Annotated in this window: 19 protein-coding genes and 1 tRNA gene; 13 read left to right on the forward strand and 7 right to left on the reverse strand. The window is 51.7% G+C overall.

The annotated features are described in order from the left end of the window. Positions 1-11 precede the first annotated feature (11 nt). Genes HND56_01330 through HND56_01340 form a run of 3 tightly spaced genes read left to right on the forward strand, consistent with a single transcriptional unit; the run spans position 12 to position 3,075 of the window. The gene (locus HND56_01330; GenBank protein ID QKK04405.1) at positions 12-854 is read left to right on the forward strand and encodes a 3-hydroxybutyrate dehydrogenase; all 843 of its coding nucleotides are present in this window, start codon (positions 12-14) and stop codon (positions 852-854) included. A gap of 18 nt (positions 855-872) precedes the next feature. Beyond that, positions 873-2,189 (forward strand): polyhydroxyalkanoate depolymerase, encoded by a 1,317-nt coding sequence (locus HND56_01335; GenBank protein ID QKK04406.1) that lies wholly within the window; start codon positions 873-875, stop codon positions 2,187-2,189. A gap of 13 nt (positions 2,190-2,202) precedes the next feature. Then, positions 2,203-3,075: an MOSC domain-containing protein gene (locus tag HND56_01340; GenBank protein ID QKK04407.1), complete on the forward strand. Its 873-nt coding sequence runs from the start codon at positions 2,203-2,205 to the stop codon at positions 3,073-3,075. A gap of 6 nt (positions 3,076-3,081) precedes the next feature. Here the strand turns inward: HND56_01340 and HND56_01345 are convergent, their stop codons facing one another. The 3 genes from HND56_01345 to HND56_01355 all read right to left on the reverse strand — a co-directional run bounded on the left by HND56_01345 (position 3,082) and on the right by HND56_01355 (position 7,141). After that, on the reverse strand, positions 3,082-4,785 hold the full coding sequence (locus HND56_01345; GenBank protein QKK04408.1) for a hypothetical protein: 1,704 nt from the start codon (positions 4,783-4,785) through the stop codon (positions 3,082-3,084). A 114-nt stretch (positions 4,786-4,899) separates the two neighbouring features. Continuing rightward, on the reverse strand, positions 4,900-6,207 hold the full coding sequence (locus HND56_01350; GenBank protein ID QKK04409.1) for a neutral trehalase: 1,308 nt from the start codon (positions 6,205-6,207) through the stop codon (positions 4,900-4,902). A gap of 88 nt (positions 6,208-6,295) precedes the next feature. Beyond that, a complete protein-coding gene (locus tag HND56_01355) occupies positions 6,296-7,141 on the reverse strand; it encodes a ferritin-like domain-containing protein (protein QKK04410.1) in 846 nt (281 codons plus the stop codon). A 115-nt stretch (positions 7,142-7,256) separates the two neighbouring features. Here HND56_01355 and HND56_01360 point away from each other — a divergent pair, with 115 nt between their 5' ends. Next, positions 7,257-8,183 carry a ribokinase gene (locus HND56_01360; GenBank protein QKK04411.1) on the forward strand — a complete coding sequence of 309 codons (927 nt, stop codon included), beginning with the start codon at positions 7,257-7,259 and terminating at the stop codon, positions 8,181-8,183. A gap of 74 nt (positions 8,184-8,257) precedes the next feature. Here the strand turns inward: HND56_01360 and HND56_01365 are convergent, their stop codons facing one another. Further along, positions 8,258-9,232 (reverse strand): hypothetical protein, encoded by a 975-nt coding sequence (locus tag HND56_01365; GenBank protein QKK04412.1) that lies wholly within the window; start codon positions 9,230-9,232, stop codon positions 8,258-8,260. A 240-nt stretch (positions 9,233-9,472) separates the two neighbouring features. On the opposite strand from HND56_01365, the gene dxs reads away from it, so the two are divergent. The 3 genes from dxs to HND56_01380 are packed head-to-tail and all read left to right on the forward strand — an operon-like array spanning position 9,473 to position 13,074. After that, positions 9,473-11,452 carry a 1-deoxy-D-xylulose-5-phosphate synthase gene (gene dxs, locus HND56_01370; protein ID QKK04413.1) on the forward strand — a complete coding sequence of 660 codons (1,980 nt, stop codon included), beginning with the start codon at positions 9,473-9,475 and terminating at the stop codon, positions 11,450-11,452. 47 nt (positions 11,453-11,499) lie between these two features. After that, positions 11,500-12,285: a hypothetical protein gene (locus HND56_01375; protein QKK04414.1), complete on the forward strand. Its 786-nt coding sequence runs from the start codon at positions 11,500-11,502 to the stop codon at positions 12,283-12,285. Between the two features lie 51 nt (positions 12,286-12,336). After that, positions 12,337-13,074 (forward strand): TlyA family RNA methyltransferase, encoded by a 738-nt coding sequence (locus tag HND56_01380; protein QKK04415.1) that lies wholly within the window; start codon positions 12,337-12,339, stop codon positions 13,072-13,074. 3 nt (positions 13,075-13,077) lie between these two features. Here HND56_01380 and HND56_01385 read toward each other — a convergent pair whose 3' ends face one another. After that, positions 13,078-13,842 carry an SDR family NAD(P)-dependent oxidoreductase gene (locus HND56_01385; GenBank protein ID QKK04416.1) on the reverse strand — a complete coding sequence of 255 codons (765 nt, stop codon included), beginning with the start codon at positions 13,840-13,842 and terminating at the stop codon, positions 13,078-13,080. Between the two features lie 122 nt (positions 13,843-13,964). Between HND56_01385 and HND56_01390 the strand changes: the two genes are divergently transcribed. The 6 genes from HND56_01390 to arsB are packed head-to-tail and all read left to right on the forward strand — an operon-like array spanning position 13,965 to position 17,440. Beyond that, complete coding sequence (locus tag HND56_01390; GenBank protein ID QKK04417.1) at positions 13,965-14,300, forward strand: helix-turn-helix transcriptional regulator; 336 nt, start codon at positions 13,965-13,967, stop codon at positions 14,298-14,300. Beyond that, on the forward strand, positions 14,297-14,773 hold the full coding sequence (locus HND56_01395) for a glyoxalase/bleomycin resistance/dioxygenase family protein (GenBank protein QKK04418.1): 477 nt from the start codon (positions 14,297-14,299) through the stop codon (positions 14,771-14,773). Before HND56_01390 ends, HND56_01395 begins: the two co-directional genes overlap by 4 nt. Next, the gene (locus HND56_01400; GenBank protein QKK04419.1) at positions 14,773-15,189 is read left to right on the forward strand and encodes an arsenate reductase ArsC; all 417 of its coding nucleotides are present in this window, start codon (positions 14,773-14,775) and stop codon (positions 15,187-15,189) included. The genes HND56_01395 and HND56_01400 overlap by 1 nt, the downstream gene beginning before the upstream one ends. Continuing rightward, the gene (locus tag HND56_01405) at positions 15,182-16,144 is read left to right on the forward strand and encodes a permease (protein QKK04420.1); all 963 of its coding nucleotides are present in this window, start codon (positions 15,182-15,184) and stop codon (positions 16,142-16,144) included. Before HND56_01400 ends, HND56_01405 begins: the two co-directional genes overlap by 8 nt. Before the next feature lie 11 nt (positions 16,145-16,155). Further along, the gene (locus HND56_01410) at positions 16,156-16,392 is read left to right on the forward strand and encodes a thioredoxin family protein (protein ID QKK04421.1); all 237 of its coding nucleotides are present in this window, start codon (positions 16,156-16,158) and stop codon (positions 16,390-16,392) included. A 4-nt stretch (positions 16,393-16,396) separates the two neighbouring features. Further along, positions 16,397-17,440: an ACR3 family arsenite efflux transporter gene (gene arsB, locus HND56_01415; protein QKK04422.1), complete on the forward strand. Its 1,044-nt coding sequence runs from the start codon at positions 16,397-16,399 to the stop codon at positions 17,438-17,440. 1 nt (position 17,441) lies between these two features. Here the strand turns inward: arsB and HND56_01420 are convergent, their stop codons facing one another. Together HND56_01420 and HND56_01425 are read right to left on the reverse strand one after the other, a co-directional pair. Continuing rightward, a complete protein-coding gene (locus HND56_01420) occupies positions 17,442-18,443 on the reverse strand; it encodes a hypothetical protein (GenBank protein QKK04423.1) in 1,002 nt (333 codons plus the stop codon). A gap of 110 nt (positions 18,444-18,553) precedes the next feature. After that, positions 18,554-18,629, reverse strand: a tRNA-Phe gene (locus HND56_01425). Between the last annotated feature and the right edge of the window lie 18 nt (positions 18,630-18,647).

Raw genomic sequence — 18,647 nt, forward strand, 5'->3', positions numbered from 1 at the left:
AAGGGGACGGCATGTCCGGTTTTTTCTTTCAAAACGCCCAGAACGCCGATAAGCCTTTAACGGGCAGGGTCGCTGTTGTCACGGGGTCAACCAGCGGTATCGGCAAAGCTGTTGCCGAAATACTGGCACAGGCCGGCGCGGATATCGTGCTGAACGGTTTCGGCGATGCCGCGGAAATCGAAAAACAGCGGCAGATCCTGGTCGAAAAGACAGGTGTACGCGTTTTTTACAGCGATGCGGATATGAGCAAACCCGCTGAAATCCGCGATATGGTCGAAAAGGCGCATCAGGCGCTGGGGCGTGTGGATATTCTGGTCAATAATGCCGGTATCCAGCATGTTTGTACGGTTGAAAACTTTCCCGAAGAAAAATGGGACCAGATTATCGCCATCAATTTATCGGCAGGGTTTCATGCCACCAAAGCGGCGGCAAAATATATGAAACAGCAGGGCGGCGGCCGCATTATCAATATCGCCTCCGTTCACGGGCTGACGGCCTCGCCTTATAAAGCCGCCTATATTACCGCCAAACACGGCATGATCGGCTTTACCAAGGCGGCAGCGCTGGATCTGGCGGAATACGGCATTACCGTCAATGCGGTCTGTCCGGGTTATGTCCGCACGCCGCTGGTGGACAAGCAAATCCCCGAACAGGCGAAAGAATACGGCATGAGCGAAGACGAGGTTATCGCCAAGGTGATGCTGAAAAACCACGCCATCAAGGATTTCGTCGGGATTGAAGATATTGCGTCCTCCGTGCTTTACTTATGCAGCGATGCGGCATCGAAAATTACCGGTACACAGATGGTACTGGATGGCGGCTGGCTGGCGGGGACGCCTGCGAATAAAGGATAAGGCAAGCAGGAGAGAAAAATGAAATACAGCTGGCACGATTTCCTGCAAAAATCCATGAAGCTGCAATTCAACTTCCTTGCGCAATCGACGAAAAATTACTCCGATGCGATGAAATTTTTAAAACAGAACGGCATTCTGCCCGGTCTGTCCGATGCTGCCGCCGATGAAGCCGCAGCCGCATCCGATTTTTGGGATTATTTGTCCAAAGACCATCCCAAACCGCCCTTTGGCCTGACGGAAACCGCGATTGCGGGGAAAAAAATCACGGTAACCGAAACTGCGGTGAAAGAAAAACCTTTCGGTACATTGAAACATTTTAAGCGGGATTGCACCCGCAATGACCCGAAAGTGCTGATCGTGCCGCCGACCTCCGGCCATTATGCCTCAATGATGCGCGATACGGTGAAAGAGCTGCTGCCGGGGCATGAGGTCTATGTGCTGGATTGGGAAAATCCGCGCGATGTGGACGTGAAACACGGCGATTTCAGTCTGGAGGATTATATCGATTATGTGCGCGATGCGCTGGAAGAGCTGGGCGAAGACGTGCATATCATCGGCTTTTCACAATCAACGGTTCCGGTTTTGGCAACCGGCGCTTTGATGGCGGCGGAAAAGGATAAAAACAGACCGGCCTCGATGACATTGATGGGCGGGCCGATTGATGTCACGGCGGAACAATCCTCCGTGGCGGAATTCGCGCAGCAGCATGATCTTGACTGGTTTAAAAGAAACACCATCATGAAAGTGCCGTCGGACTATGAGGGTGCAGGGCGTGAGGTCTATCCCGGATTTTTGCAGCTGGCAGGGCTGATGGCGGTGAATGCCGATGCGCATCATAAAAACCGCAATGATCTGATTGCGGCCTTGCGTGCCAAAGACACGGAAAAATCCGGCAAAATAAAAGATTTTTATGATGATTATCTGGCGGTCAGCGATTTGCCCGCGCAGTTTTATCTGGATACGATCAAGCTGGTTTTTCAGGATGCGGCGCTGGCAAAAGGCACAATGACGCATCACGGCAAAAAAATCGATCCTGCGGCGGTGACGGATATTCCGCTGTTGACGGTATCGGGCAAAAAGGACGAGATTGTGCCGCCCGCGCAGAATGAAGCCGCGCAGGATTTGTGCAAGAACCTTACCGATGACAGCCGTAAAAGCCTGATACTGGACAAAGCCGGACATTATGATCTGTGCAGCGGCGCAATTTTCAAAAAACAAATTTTGCCTGAATTGACGGCGTTCATCCGCGATGCGGGGGTAAAACGCGGCATTGCCTATGATGCCGCGCCGCAACAGCCTGCCCGTAAAATGCGCAAAGGTAAAAAACCGCAATAAGGAGTTTTCCCTCATGGCGATGACCGTTTCCTCCTGCCATATCTATCCGTTGAAATCAGGCGCAGGACAGCCCGTTCCGGCGCTGGAATTGCTGCCGCGCGGGCCGCAGGGCGACCGTGAATGGATGCTGGTGGATGCTGAAGGTGTTTTTATCACCCAGCGCATGCGCGGCTGTGAAAAGCTGGCGCTTGTTTCCACTGAACAAATGGCAGAGGGAACGGTTTTCTCCGTCGCGGATAAAGAGCCGCTCTCCGTGTCCATGCCGGACAGAGAAATCGCCGTCAAAATCTGGAAAGATGATGTGACAGCGCTGGATGCCGGAGATGCGGCGGCGGCATGGTTTTCTGATTATCTGGAACTGCCCTGCCGTCTGGTCAGGCTGTCGGAGAGTCCCGCGCATAAGCGGATGCTGGGTAAAAAATGGCAGATGGAAGACGGGCATGTCAGCTTTGCCGACGGCTTTCCGTTGCTGGTGACGGGGGAAGCATCACTTGCCGCCTTGCAGCCGCATTTCCCTGACGGAGAAGAGATTGCGATGACGCGGTTTCGCCCTAATATCGTGCTGGCGGAGGCGGCGGCTTTTGAAGAAGATGTTTTATACCGCATCAAAATCGGCGACGTGGTGCTGCGGCTGATGAAGCCCTGCACGCGCTGCAAAATTACGACCATTACGCAGGAAACAGGTGCGGCGGCATCGAATGAACCGCTGAAAACAATGACAAAACTGCGCCGCGGCAAAAGCGATGATCTGGCCGGGGTGTTTTTCGGCCAGAATGCGGTGATTGAACAGAGCGGCATGATCCGCGCAGGCGATGCGGTGGAAGTGCTGGAACGCCGCGACATGCATCCCGCGCTGGAAGTGGCGGAACTGAAATTCACCGGATAATGATTATCAGGCGCTGCGCCGCCAGACGCGGATTTGTGACAGGCGGGAATCGCGGTGGCGGAAATAGCCGAAATCTTTCGGTTTGGCTTTGGTCGTATCCGTGAAGACTTTTTTCAATGATTTAACGGGGGTGCGTCCGCCTGCGCCGATATGCAGGGCGGTGACATCATGGTCATGGCGGGCGGTCAGTTCTTGCGCCGTTTCCTGCATCAGCTTTGTCCATTGCGCGGCGCTGACGCGGTCGCCCAATGTTTCCAGCGAGTCAAAACACAGCTCGCCTTTTTTACCGCGCCATGCCCAGCTTTGTCCGATAATATCGCCTTTACCGCTTTCAACGACATAGAAACCGCCGTTTTCCGACAGATAGCCGTGTTTGGTACAGGCCTCGCCCATTTTTCCGATACTTTGGCAGCAGGCGGTGATCTCACCCAAAAACAAGCCGCGCACGTCATTTTCCGGCAGGCGGCGAAAGACACCGCCCGGTAGGCCGAATTTCTCGCCGTCTATGGTGATGTCGGGCATACGTTTCCGTTTTTGTTTCGGCAGTTTTCCGACCAGCGACAGAGCGGTATCAAAATGTTGTTGTTTGACATCGTAATTATAGCAGAGCTCCGCCAGATCGGGATAATGCATGGCGCGTTTATACAGATATTTGGCGCATTCGGCGCGGGTATTCTGGGTTGACCATGTTTTGCCATCCGAAGAATGTTGCGGCGAGGTGACAAAGCGGCTGAATTTCACCAGTCGCGCCATGGACGGGCCGCATTTCAGCACGGCATCACCCCAATCCTTGATATGCGGTGTACCGCTTTCCTGCGCGGGGTCTTTGGTCACAAAATCATTCAGCCACATGCCGGCAGTGACAAATTCTTTCAGCGATTGCAGCTTGGGCTTTTTGATATCGGGAAGATGCGGCGGCAGTAAAATATCTTCAGACAAATCATAAAGCGGCGTATCGCCCGTGCCGCCCCATTGTTTCAGATATTGCATGACGCGCTGTTCGGATTGAAACAGTCCGGAAAGCCGGAAAGCGGCAATATGCGCCTCTTTACCGCTGATGCCTTCGACATCCAGCACTTTTAAAACGGCCTCGAAACAGTTTTGTTTGAAAAATACGGGATTCTCCGCAGCCAGCCCTTTTGGCGGTGCGCGGCGCAGTTTTTTCTGCCAGGGCGCGGCATTTTTTTGATAAATCTTGAACTTGCGCGCATCGGCAAAGGATAAAAATGTCTTGCTGCCGCCGTTTTGCAGCAGAATATCCAGAACAGGCCAGTTTTCATTTTGTGCGGCAACACGGACGGATTTATGCATTTTCGCGCCGGCACTCGCGCCTTTATCCAGCAGGGTTTGAATATCATCCGGCGCGGCATCGGGGGCGGCGGCAATCAGGGCGTCATTTAAGGTATTCAGATTGCGGCGTTCTTGAGGCGCTTGCGTTTCCGGCTGTTTTTGCGGCAGGGTTTTTCCTGTGATTTCGGCATAGGCTTCCAGAATATCGCCTGTTTTCTGCGGTGTGCGTTTTTTCGGGGCGCTGTTGGCTTTCAAATATTCTGCACCCTGTCTGGCCGCTTCCAATAAACTGTTTTCGGTGACGGTTTCGCCTGCACGGTCCAGTTGGATGGCATAAACGGGAAGCGCCTTTTCAACTTCGGCGGCTTTCTCCGCATCTTCTCCGCGCAAAATCTCCAATGCGGCCTGTGCTTTTAACACAGGCGCGGGAATCTTTCGGGGTTTTTGCGCATCTTCAGACATGCGGGGGAGTATAGGATATTATCTCTTATATGTAAACAATAATCATATAGGTGTTTGTTTTTATTTTTTAATTCAGGCGTAATGCTGTGCCCAGTAAAGCCACATGGCGGCTGTCCATGTAAAGCTGTCACCGCCCAGGCCCGTACCGTCAATCGGATCGAAATATTCGTAAAAGCCGTGGCTTTTCAGCAGTGTCGCCGTATCCGTGCCGATACGGGCGGCACGCTCGTCTTCGCTATAACTTTCCAGACCTTTGGCAATCATAAAATTGACGATGGCCCAGACAGGGCCGCGCCAATAGCGCAGGCGGTCAAAATCAGGTTCTTCCGGCGACAGCGACGGTACCAGATAATCGGCGTGATAGGTCAGGCTGTCCATTGTTTTCAGCAGCAGCGGCAGCTTGTCTTTCGGCACGGCATGGGCGAAAAGCGGCAGAAAACTGCCGGAGGTCACCATATCGATCTGCTTTTCCGCAATCAGATCATAAGAGCAATAGGCCTGTTTTTCCGTGCACCAGAGCTTTTCGAATGCCTCCGTCTGCAAGGTGACCCAGCCTTGTACCGTTTCCTCATAGTCGTGGTTATCAACCACCTGCATCAGCCACAGCAAATCACGGTTGGCACGCAATAAAATGGCATTGATACCGACATCGGCAATACGGAAGGGCAGAATGGGGCGCAGCTTCTCATGGTCGTAATTGTTCTCGCGGAACAGCTGTACCAGTGCGAGGTAATGATCATATTCTTTTTTCGGCGGACGCTGGGCGGCATCAACCAGATCCGTATCACGGCGGTGATATGGTTCCAGATTATCCGTGGAAACGCGGAACAGGGCTTCCTCCCATTCGGCGCTGTTATCGCGGCCTGTTTCCCACGGGTGCCACGTTTCGGCAAGCCCTGTGCCGTCAGGATCGCGTTCGGTCAGATACCAGCGGTGATAGGCGAATAGTTTCGGCAGCAATGCGCGGATTTCGGCGCGTGCCTGTTTACGATCCTGACTTTCTTCATAAATCAGACGCACGCAGGAGGCGGCAACAGGCGGTTGTGAAATGCCGGAGGTGGCAATCGGGCTGCGCCCTGTCCGCCAGACATCGGGGCCGGGGAAATAGCTGTCACTATTCCGGTGAAAAACGATATGCGGCACCATGCCGTTTTCCCATTGATGGGTGAACAGCGTGCGGATTTCCTCCCATGCGCGGGGTTCGTCAAAACCTGCAAATCCCAGTGCTGTCAGGCAGGAATCCCAGTTCCATTGAAAGGGGTAGAGCTTATCTGTCGGAACGGTATAGCGTCCGCTGTCGCCTGTGCGGGTGTTTTGCTGCAGGATGCCGGTTGCCTGCTCACTCATCTGCGGATAAGCCTGTGCGGGTGCTGTGTTCATCTGCCGTGTCCCCCTTTTTATTTTTGCGTGGCACTATTTTTAAGGAAAATTCACTGTATGACAAATCTTTTCTGTCATATGGAGGATTTTATTTTTCCGTGATGTCTTCAGCCAGCGGTGCGTACCAGTCCTGCGGCAATCCGGCATTTTCGCGTGCGGGGTCGTTAAAAGGCGGTTTTAGGAAGCCGTGAAAATATTGCCGGACAAGGCTTTGCCATTTTTCCTCTGCATTAAGCCCGTGAAAATCGCAGTAATACCCGAACCAGCGCGTGCCTGCCGCGACATGGGTAATCTCGTCCTGATAGATGGTTTGCAGTATCTCCGCCGTTTCCGTATCGCCCTGTTTTTGCATGGCGGTTATCATCGCGGGGGTGACATCCAGCCCGCGCGCCTCCAGCACCATCGGCACGATGGCCAGCCTTGCGGCAAAATCATGAGCGGTCATTTCTGCGGATTGCCACAAACCGTCATGGGCGGGGAAATCGCCATATGTTTTGCCGAAAGCCGCCAGACGGTCGCAAAGCAGCAGGAAATGCCGCGCTTCATCAGCGGCAACGCGGCACCAGTCATCGAAAAAATCTTTCGGCAGCGAAAAATCCACTGCAGCGGCATTTTCCGCCGCCAGCGGTGCAAAACGGGCAAGAATGTCACAGGCCAGATCAATGGCATTCAGCTCAATATGTGCCAGCGCATGCAGCAGCGCGGCTTTATTTTCATCGCTGCCGGATTTGCGGCGGCGGGGCATATCGCGGGGCGGCAGCAATTCCGGCTTTTCGGGACGCCCCGGGCGGTCGGGCGGAAGGGTGTTGCCAATTTTCAGGATGCGGTTTTTCTGCCAATCCTGCCCGTATCGTAGCATTTTCTGCGCTTTTTGCGCCGGATCCGTTTCCGTCAGGACAGCGGCGGCGGCGTTGCTGAGTGTGGTGGTGGTCATCTTCAAAATTCCGCTTTTTCAAAATCTGTAAATTGTGTTCTAATGGATAAAGGCGGATTTTTCAAACCCGCCGATCAATTCTCGGGTAAAAGCACTCCTTAAAGGATCTGTTGTTTTGATTATTGTTTTTGGCGCATTAAATGTCGATATTGTGATGCCGGTGAAAGAATTTCCGAAGCCGGGCGAAACAATTGTGTCCGAAGATTATATCAGCCGTTCAGGCGGTAAGGGTTCAAATCAGGCAATGGCTGCGGGGCGTGCAGGCGTCAAAACCGCAATGGTCGGTAAGGTCGGAGATGATGCTTTCGGGCGGCGCTGTCTGAATAATCTGAAATCGCAAAGCGTGCTGGGGACGGGGATTGCCATTTCCGACCGTCCGACCGGCTGTGCGACGATCTGGGTTGACCATGCCGGTGAGAATATGGTGGTGGTCAGTGCGGGTGCCAATCTGGATGCTTCGGCAGAGCAGATCCCCGACGAGATACTGACGGAAAAAAACATGGTTCTGACACAGCTGGAAGTGCCGCATGATGAAACCTATACGCTGCTGCGCCGCGCGGGAGAAAAAGGCTGCCGGACGGTGCTGAATGCCTCGCCGGTGACGGCGGCGATCCCGACTGACGTTTTGAAAATTCTGGATGTTTTGATTGTGAATGATGTTGAGGCCAAACAACTGGCGCATCATCACAAACTTGCCGCGAAAACACTTGAAGATATTGCCCGCGAGCTGGTGGATAAAGGAGAAAACCTGACCTGTATCGTGACCATGGGTGCGAAAGGTGCGCTGGCTGTGACGCCTGAAGAGGAATGGGTTGTGCCGTCCCTAAAGGTGGATGTGGTTGATACGACAGGGGCGGGGGACTGTTTCTGCGGCGTATTTGCCGCCTCGCTGGAGAACGGCGATACGCTGCCTGACTCTTTGAAACGTGCAAGCGTGGCGGCAGGGCTGTCCTGCCGCGTTCTGGGGGCGCAGGCAGGTATGCCGTTTGAGGATGAAATTGACGCACATATGGGCGATCTGTCCGCACCGCAACAGCTTTAGAAGGGGTATTTAAGAAAAACCCCCGCGGAATATATCGCGCGGGGGCTTGTTTCTTTTAAAACCGTCAGGCGGGATTAGTTATTACCCGTACCCGGTTTTTTCGCGGAGGGCTTGCGTGCCACGGTGTTATCATTCGATGTGGCTTTTGCCTGATAGTAAGTGTCGAGCACATCGTAATATTTTGCCTGCAGCGGCAGTGTTTCCTGCATAACTTGCGGCAGGCTCATCATCATGCCCATTGCGGCTGTTTCATCATCATTGGCGATACCTGTCAGGCCTTCGGACAAAACGCTGTAAAGCTGTTCGGCTTTTTCCGTGATTTGCAGGCAGGCGGTTTTCTGCTCATCCGTCATTGCTGTGGAAGAGGAAACTTTTGCCTTCACGGCGCCGACTTTCTGTGCAACATCTTCCATGATATCAACAATATCGGAAACGGCGGAGGTGTCACCGGTTTGCAGCGCCGGCATCACATCTTTCATGACTTCGTCCATATTGGCGCTGTATTGCACCATGGCGTTGTAGCGTTCGAAATCCTCGATGGTCATATCGCCATTAACGGCAACATCAGCCAGTGTTTGTCCGGATTGGAAACCGTAAAGCGTTTCCAACAGGTTTTTTTGTGATTTTAGCGTATTTTCCTGCGCCATTTGCTGACCGATCATGGTCTGCATGGCTTGCTCTTCTGAAGGCTCGGCACCTGTCATGGCGGCAAGACTCAGATCCATCATATTCATATTGGCGGTGGCTGTTCCCTGCTGCGCCAAAATCATACCTGTAAAGGCATCGCGCAGATCTTCGGATAATGCATCGGAATTGCTGACGCCTTTTTTGACTTTTTCAAGTCCGTCGACCAGCTGGGTCAGTGTTTCTTTCTGTTTTTGCATGAAGCCTTGCGCTTTGGAAGGGTCGAACATCATTTCCATCTGTTCTTCCATGCTGGGCTGTTCCTGAACAGCGATTTTTGCGGCGATTGCTTGCGTTGCCTTGAAAACCTGTGCGTGGTTTTCGTATTTGGGAAGCGCTTCACCGTTGAATTTATCTTGAGACATTACAAATGATCCTTTTCTGCGGTTTAATATATTTTGCGATATAAAAATTTACGGAATAATTCCTCAGGGCGATTCCGGCGCCCGCAATATGTATAATAGAGAATGGTGTAATGTGTCAAGTAGTTTTGGAAAATAAAAGGAAAATCATCCGCTTGATAAAACCATAAAAACATTGCCTTCACACGTAAAATTCTGTAAACAGGATGACGCCTTTAAAAACATAAAAACGGACAAAATGTCATGGCCGATCAAAAAAAATCCCCGTCTGTTCCCTCTGCGCAAAGTAAAACACCGCTTTTGGATAAAGTCGTTTTTCCCGCCGATCTGCGCGGAATCGACCGTAAATCCCTGCGCGTTCTGGCAGATGAGCTGCGGGCGGAGATGATTGACGCGGTTTCCGTGACAGGCGGGCATCTTGGCGCGGGTCTGGGCGTGGTCGAACTCAGTGTGGCACTGCATTATGTTTTCAATACGCCGGATGACCGTTTGATCTGGGATGTCGGGCATCAATGCTATCCGCACAAGATTCTGACCGGACGGCGTGACCGTATCCGCACGTTGCGGATGGGCGGGGGCCTCAGCGGTTTTACCAAACGCAGTGAAAGTGAATATGACCCCTTTGGCGCAGGTCACAGCTCCACCTCGATTTCCGCAGGTCTGGGCATGGCGGTTGCGCGCGACCTTGACGGAACAAATACGGATGACAAACATGTTGTTTGCGTCATCGGTGACGGCGCGATGAGTGCGGGCATGGCCTATGAAGCCATGAACAATGCCGGTGCGATGAAAAACAAGCTGATTGTGATTTTGAACGACAATGATATGTCGATTGCACCGCCGGTCGGCGCGATGAGCGCCTATCTCTCCCGCATGATTTCCTCCAAACCCTATCGCGGTTTGCGTGAAATCGGCAAAAAAATGACGCAAAAATTCCCCGAAGCCTTGCAGCGCGCCGCCCGCCGTGCGGAGGAATATGCGCGCGGTATCGTCACAGGCGGCACATTGTTTGAAGAGCTTGGTTTTTACTATGTCGGCCCGCTTGACGGTCATAATCTCGATCACTTGTTGCCGGTACTGGAAAATGTGCGTGATGCCAAACAGGATACGCCTGTTCTGGTGCATGTGGTGACGCAAAAGGGGCGCGGCTATGTTCCGGCGGAAAATGCCGCCGATAAAATGCACGGTGTCTCCTGTTTTGATGTCGGCACAGGGGCGCAGCAAAAAGGCAAGCCCGGCGCGCCCAGCTATACAAGTGTTTTTGCCGAAAGCCTTTTGCAGGAAGCGCGCGAAGATGACAAAATCGTTGCCGTCACGGCAGCCATGCCGTCCGGTACGGGGCTGGATAAATTTGAGAAAGAATTCCCTGACCGCTGTTTTGATGTCGGCATTGCCGAACAACATGCGGTGACCTTCTGCGCGGGTCTGGCGGCGGAAGGTTTCAAGCCTTTTGCGGCGATTTATTCGACCTTTTTACAACGTGCCTATGATCAGGTTGTGCATGATGTTGCCATTCAGAAACTGCCTGTACGTTTTGCGATTGACCGCGCCGGACAGGTCGGCGCGGATGGCCAGACACATGTCGGCGCATTTGATGTTGCTTATCTGTCCTGTATTCCGCATATGATGCTGATGGCGGCGGGTGACGAGGCTGATATGAAACATATGGTCGCAACACAGGCCGCTTATGATGCAGGCCCGTCGGCTTTGCGTTATCCGCGCGGCGAGGGCGCAGGCATTCCGATGCCGCAGCGCGGTGAGGTGCTGGAAATCGGGCGCGGACGCATTATGCGCGAAGGTACGGATATTGCGCTGGTCAGCTATGGCGGGCGTTTATATGAAACACTCGCGGCGGCGCAGATGCTGGACGGTGACGGTATTTCGGCAACCGTGGCGGATGCGCGTTTTGCTAAGCCGTTGGATGAAGCCTTGCTGTTGCGCCTTGCACGCGAACATGAAGCGGTGATTACAATTGAAGAAGGTTCCGTCGGCGGTTTCGGTGCGATGACGCTGCATATGTATGCGGCAAATGCCGTGCTGGATAGCGGGTTGAAAATCCGTACATTAACCTTGCCCGATATGTTCCTGCCGCAGGATAAACCTGCCTTGCAACACAAAGCCGCAGGTCTGGATGCGGAAAGCATCGCCGCAACGGCACGGCAAGTGCTGGGGCGTGAGGCGTCGGTTGTAATGCCGCTTTCTTCCAAAATAAAATCTGTATGATGTCTTTGTAAGGGCAGTATCAAGAAGGGAGTGAAAGTTACATAATAATGTCTTCAATTTCTCAACTTGTGTCATGGTGTAACGATAATTCTGGCTTTTTATCCCTTTTACTGTTTCTTGCAGCATTGGCTTATGGCTGGCTCAGTGGTGGCGCACGAGCATTGGTAAATCTTCTTATTAATAAAGATAAAGAAAGCCGTATTGATCTTCTGGAGCGCAATTTACAATTGAAAGAGCGTATGAAAGGGGACTTTTTAAAAGATAATTATTTTCAAGAGTGTTATGAATGCGATATTTCGGAAAAGTTAAAGAGGCCAGTCGATAAATTTATCGAAAAAGAGATTTTGATCCGTGATATTAAAGATGATACTTACCCTAACTTACTTGATAGAAAAGGTATTAGCCCGTTCTTTAAATTGGCTCCAAAGGACTTTTATCATAATGGCTTATCTTTATTTGGTTATCCACAACAAGCCGTCGTTGATGAACTTGGTAACTGGACGTTGCGCTGGAAAAATGTTCCGAAGGGGTTTGTAAGCATAACAGTACACCCTATTTATTACATCCCATTTTCCCGTATTGTGAATTACGATATGGATAGAAATGAATACGATGACGGCCCGATTGTTTTTTGTAAATTTGAAGGCTTGCAAGGCGGGCCATACGAAAAGATAGAATACGAGCCAATTACTAAAGACAGCCCCTCGTATTGTAGGCGGTTATTGCAGAGTAAGTATTTCAAAGATAATGCAGTAGGTTGGTTTATTCTCCGAGTAAAACGGCTTATTTCGAAAATAGCAAAAGAGCCAGCAGAGAAAATCAGAGCGTACTGAAGAGTGGATTACCGCCTGTGCGGGAATAGCGGAATAAGTTGGAGTGTTGTTTTGGGCGAAACGCGAGTCGATAAGCTGCTTGTTGAAAAAGGGCTGGTGAAAAGCCGTGTGCAGGCTTTGCGCTTGATTGAGGCAGGGCTGGTTGAAATTGCGGGTAAAACCGTCACAAAATCTTCACAGAAATATTCTACAGAGACGGAGATTGTGCTGACAGGGGAGGATCCCTGCCGTTGGGTTAGTCGTGCGGGGCTGAAGCTGGAACATGCGGCGGCGTATTTTGCGTGCGATTTTCGCGGGAAAACCATACTGGATATCGGTGCCTCAACCGGAGGTTTTACCGAGGTGGCGCTGGCAGGCGGCGCGGCGCATGTCTATGCCGTTGATGTGGGGGTTGGTCAGATGGATGACACTCTGCGCGGGCTGGAAACGGTGACAGTGATGGAGAAAACCAACGCCCGCGACCTGACGCCGAACATGTTTACCCGCGCCATTGATATGGTTGTATGTGACGCGAGTTTTATTAGTCTTGAAAAAGTCCTGCCCGCCGCCTTGCATCTCGCGGAACAGGGCGCGGTGCTGGTCGCGCTGATTAAACCACAATTCGAGGCGGGCAAAGGCAATCTCGGAAAAGGCGGCATCGTCAAAGATGTGGCTTTGCAGGAAGAGATTTGCACCCGCATCACCGCATTTCTGGAAGATGCGGGCTGGATGGTGCGCGGCCTCACCGACAGCCCGATCGAGGGCGGCGACGGAAACAAGGAATTTCTGATCTGTGCCGAAAAATGCTAAAGCTTATTTCGGGGCGAGGCGTACAGCGCCGTCAAGGCGGATGGTTTCTCCGTTAATCAGGGCATTTTCACAGATATGTTTGACCAGCGCGGCGAACTCATCGGCTTTGCCGAGGCGTTTGGGGAAGATTGTTGTGGCAACAAGGCTGTCATGCACTTCTTGCGGCATTCCTGCCAGCATCGGGGTTTCGATCAATCCCGGTGCGACAGTGACAACACGGATGCCGAAACGCGCCAGCTCCCGCGCGATGGGCAGTGTCATACCGACAACGCCGGCTTTGGAGGCGGAATAACCCGCCTGCCCGATCTGTCCGTCAAAGGCGGCAACCGAGGCAGTGTTGATAATAACGCCGTTTTCACCGTCATCATTAACGGGGTCAGCTTTGCTCATTTCCGCGGCGGCAAGGCGCAGCACGTTGAAACTGCCGACCAGATTGACGGAAAGGACTTTCTCGAATAAGGCAAGGTCATGCGGGGCTTCGCGTCCGACAACGCGGGAGGCCGGGCAAATCCCTGCGCAATTCACGACAATGCGCGGCACGCCCATTTCAGAGGTGATGTCTTTAAAGACGGCTTCGACTGCCGCCGCATCGGAAACATCGCAACCAAAGGCGCGCCCGCCGGTTTCGGCAGCGGTCTTTTGTGCATCTTCAAGGTTCAAATCAATCGCCGCGATTTTCGCGCCGGATTTTGCCAATGCTTTGGCAGTGGCGGCACCCATGCCTGATGCCGCGCCGGTGATAACGGCAATTTGTCCGGAAATATCCATTTTGAAAACTCCTCTTTGTTCCAATTTCGGGGAAGCTTATCACTTTCTCTCACGCATGGGAATATTCCGTCCGCGCTATTTTTACATTGACGAGAGGATAATATATCTATACAATTAGATATATGGATAAGAAAAATGTCATAAAGGCGCTTGATGCGCTGGCGCAGGAGAGCCGTTTGGATATTTTCCGCCTGTTGGTGGAAACCGGACCGGTCGGGTTGATGATGGGGATGATCGGGGAAAAGCTCGACTTACCGCATGCAACACTGTCCTTTCACCTGGATAAGCTTTACCGCGCCGGATTGCTGAAGCGCCGCCGCGATGGTCGCGCAACGATTTACAGTGCCGATTATGAGGCGCTGGTCGGCTCCATCCGTTACCTGACCGAGAATTGCTGTAAAGACAGCGAAATGACCTGCCGTATTGATATAACCGAGAAAAAGGAGTGCTGCCCATGAAACGTCTGCATATACATGTCGGTGTCGAAAATCTTGATGAAAGCGTGAAATTCTACAATGCGCTGTTTGGTGCGGAACCCTCAAAAGTAAAACCCGATTACGCTAAATGGATGCTGGAAGACCCGCATGTCAATTTTGCCATTTCGACACGCGCAGGAAAAAGCGGTGTGGATCATCTGGGTATTCAGGTCGACAGCGCGGAAGAGCTGGAGGCATTGCGCGGACAGATTGCGGATGCCGAAATCGCGGCGCTGGACGAAGGTGAAACCACCTGCTGCTACGCCAAATCCGATAAATCATGGGTGACGGACCCCGCAGGGATTGCCTGGGAAGCCTATCATACGATGGAAGATGCACAGATGTTCTCGGGTAAAATGCAGGAAGAAAAAAGCGCTTGCTGTGTGCCGGAAAGTAAGCCTGAAAAAACCGCTTGTTGTGCGCCTGCTGAAAAAACATCCGGTTGCTGCGGCTAATGAAAAAAATTCTGGTACTTTGTACGGGTAATTCCTGCCGTTCCGTGATGGCGGAGGGCTTGTTCAATCATCTCGGCCAAGGGCGTTTTTCTGCTGCCAGCGCAGGGAGTGATCCGGCAGGTTACGTGCATCCGCAGTCGCTGGAAACACTGCAACGTCACGGCATCACATGTGATGCGCCGCGCAGTAAATCATGGGATGAATTCGCCGGTCACAATTTTGATTACGTGGTGACGGTTTGTGATCAGGCGGCGGCGGAAAGTTGCCCGGTCTTTTTAGGTAAGGCTGAAAAGCTGCATTGGTCAACCCCCGACCCTGCGAAAACGCAAGGGAGTGAGGCGGATATAAAAGCGGCATTTGATCAGGCTTTTGCAATGCTGAAAAACCGGATAGAAGAATTTATCGCAGATGCTTGAAATTTTCACAAAACTGGCGAATTTTCTTGTCTATGACAGTCTGGCACTTGATGCTGCAACGCATGGGGCGAAGGCGCTGCATTTTTTTATTGAAGATACGACCAAAATCTTCTTTCTTCTAACGGGATTGATGCTGATTATCGGCTTTTTCCGTTCATGGATATCTCCCGAAAAAGTACGGGTCTGGCTGGACGGGAAGCCGAAAATATTGGCTTATTTTCTTGCAGTTTCTCTGGGGGCTGTGACACCGTTTTGTTCCTGTTCCTCCATTCCTTTATTTATTGCCTTTCTTAGTTCGGGAATTCCGCTGGGCGTGACAATGGCGTTTTTGATTACCTCGCCGATGGTAAACGAAGTCGCTGTGGTTCTTTTCGGTGAAGCGCTTGGTTGGCATTTTACGATTGCTTATATCTTTACGGGAATGGCGACCGGAATGATCGGCGGCGCTGTAATAGATTTTTTCAAGCTTGATAGATGGGTTGAAGCCTTTGTGTTGCAGGTTTCCGCACCGCAGCAGATTTTAGACGAGCCGGAAATGACGATGCAAAAACGGTTCCGCCACGCCTGGGAGGAGACAAAGGATATTCTCAAGCGCGTTTGGCTTTATGTCGTTATCGGTGTCGGTGCAGGAGCGGGAATACACGGCTTTGTACCGCAGGAATGGTTTTTGCAATATGCGGGGACGGATAATCTTTTTGCCGTTCCTGTTGCGGTGCTGATGGCTGTGCCGCTTTATTCAAATGTGACGGGTATTGTGCCGGTGGCTGATGTATTAATCAGTAAGGGTCTACCTGTCGGGACAACGCTGGCCTTTATCATGAGTACGGTTGCGATCTCACTGCCGGAACTGGTGATTTTGCGCAAGGTTTTAAAGGTAAAGATGCTGGTATTCTTTGTGATATATCTGGCGACGGCCTTTGTATTGGTCGGCTACGGATTTAATGCGTTATTTTGAAAGGAAGGGTAATGAGAAAGAAAATTGAAGTTTTCGGAACAGGTTGTAAGAAATGTGTTTTAACCGAAGAGATGATTAAGAATAAAGCACAGGAAATCGGTGCGGATATTGAGCTGACACATATTTACGATCCGGTGGAAATTGCAACACGCGGCATTATGAGCACGCCTGCGGTTATGATTGACGGAAGACTTGTTCATAAAGGCGGACTTCCCGATCAATCTGACATTGAATGCTGGTTGAAATAAAAAAATGGCATCGTGCAGAAAACATAATTTATCATTTCTTGACCGTTATCTGACTTTGTGGATTTTTCTGGCAATGGCGGCAGGGGTCGCTGTTGGCACGGTTTTCGGTGGCGTGCCGGAATTTTTGAACAGCTTATCTGTCGGCGCGACCAATATTCCGATTGCGCTGGGGCTGATTTTGATGATGTATCCGCCTTTGGCGCGCGTACGTTATGAAGAATTGCCGCTGGTTTTTAAAGACTGGAAAATCCTGCTGTTGTCACTGGTGCAGAACTGGGTGATCGGCCCTGTCCTGATGTTTGCGCTGGCCGTGCTGTTTTTGCGCGATTATCCCGAATATATGACGGGACTGATTCTGATCGGTCTTGCCCGCTGTATTGCGATGGTGATTATCTGGAATCAGCTTGCAGAGGGGGATAACCAATATGTTGCGGCGCTGGTGGCGTTTAACAGTGTTTTTCAACTGATCTTTTTCAGTGTCTATGCGTGGTTTTTCCTGAATCTGCTGCCGCCTGTCTTCGGACTGGAGGGACAAGTGCTTGATATCAGTTTCCTGACGATTGCGGAAAGTGTTCTGATTTATCTGGGGATACCGTTTTTTGCGGGCTATATGACGCGCAAAATCCTGATAAGCCGTAAAGGGCGGAGCTGGTATGAAACCCGCTTTTTGCCGAAAATCAATCCGCTGACGCTGGGGGCCTTGCTGTTCACAATTGCGGCGATGTTTTCCCTGAAAGGCGGGATGGTGCTGGAACTGCCTTTGGATGTGCTGAAAATCGCTCTGCCGCTGGGGATATATTTCATCGTGATGTTTTTTGTCAGTTTTTTGATGGGTAAGGCCATCGGTGCGGATTACGGTAAAACCACCGCCGCGTCTTTTACGGCGGCAAGTAATAATTTTGAACTGGCGATTGCTGTGGCGATTGCGACTTTCGGCCTTGGTTCCGCCGTGGCTTTTGCAACGGTTGTCGGTCCGCTTGTTGAGGTGCCGGTATTAATTGCTTTGGTCAATGCCGCATTCTGGCTTAGAAAGCGGCTGTTCCGGTAATCTATTTCTTGCGGATAAAGCGCCGCAGAGCCTGTTGCTGTTTCCTGCGGGCATCCTGCTGTATTTTATATTGATAGGCGGAAATGTCTTTTGCGAATTTTTCCTTATTGTCATCCGACAGCAAAGCCGTATCCGCACCGGCGGCAATCAGCCGGCGGATACAATGCTCGTGATTGGCTTGCTGTGCCAGCGACAGCGCCGTTTGACCGCTATTGCTTGTGATATCCGTTTTTGCACCTGCTTCCAGCAATGAGACGACAATGTCTTCGTGCCCGCGATGCGCGGCTTCCATCAAGGCGGTTAAGCCGCGGTTATTTTGTGCGTTTTTGTCGATACCGTCAAAAAAATCTGCCTCGAAATTTTGAAAATTCCTTCCGCCATGCACGGCGCGGTGCAGGATTGTCTCGTTCTCATTGTTTTTGACATGGATATTTGCGCCTGCGGCAATCAGCAGCTTTGCGCAATCCGCACGACCGTTCATGACGGCATAGCTTAATGCTGTCTCGCCATTGGCGCGTTTTGCGTTCACATCCGCATCGGCGGCAATCAGAATACGGAGAATGTCGGTATGGCCGCCGATGGCGGCGGGGATGAGCGGAATACCCTTGTTCGCATCAGCGCCGGCGGCAATGAAGCGTTCCACATAGGCCGTCATCCCTTTGTCCGCGGCAATTTCAAGGCTTGAATCGCAGCTGGGATCTGCACCGGCCTCCAGCAGCCGATCCAGACATTTTTGAGCGTCTGCGCTGTGCGGCATATGATATAAGGCAAGGCTGAGGGCGCTGCTGCCGCGCGCTGTCATGTGGTTAAGTTCCGCGCCTTTCTCGACCAGAATATCCAGAATTTCAAAGTGATTTCTAAAGGCAGCGATAATAACAGGCGTGAATCCGTCTGCGGTTTTTGTATTGATATCGGCATTATTTTCCAGCGCCTGCCGCAATGCGGCGGTGTCTTGCCTGTCAGCGGCTTTTATCAGAGCCTCATCCCATTCATTGCCGGACACTTAAAACCTACGTGAAATGCTTATTTTTTAAAACAGAGGCTGTTGTAATGCAAAGTGCGGCTCCCGTCCAGTTTTTCCGTAAGAAAAATTAAAATGAAGGGGGAGGGGAGTGGTGCCCAAGGGCGGATTTGAACCACCGACACAAGGATTTTCAATCCTCCGCTCTACCAACTGAGCTACTTGGGCATATGACGAAATATCGTA

The sequence above is a fragment of the Pseudomonadota bacterium genome (genome assembly GCA_013285465.1).
Taxonomy (GTDB): Bacteria; Pseudomonadota; Alphaproteobacteria; order Micavibrionales; family CSBR16-224; genus CSBR16-224.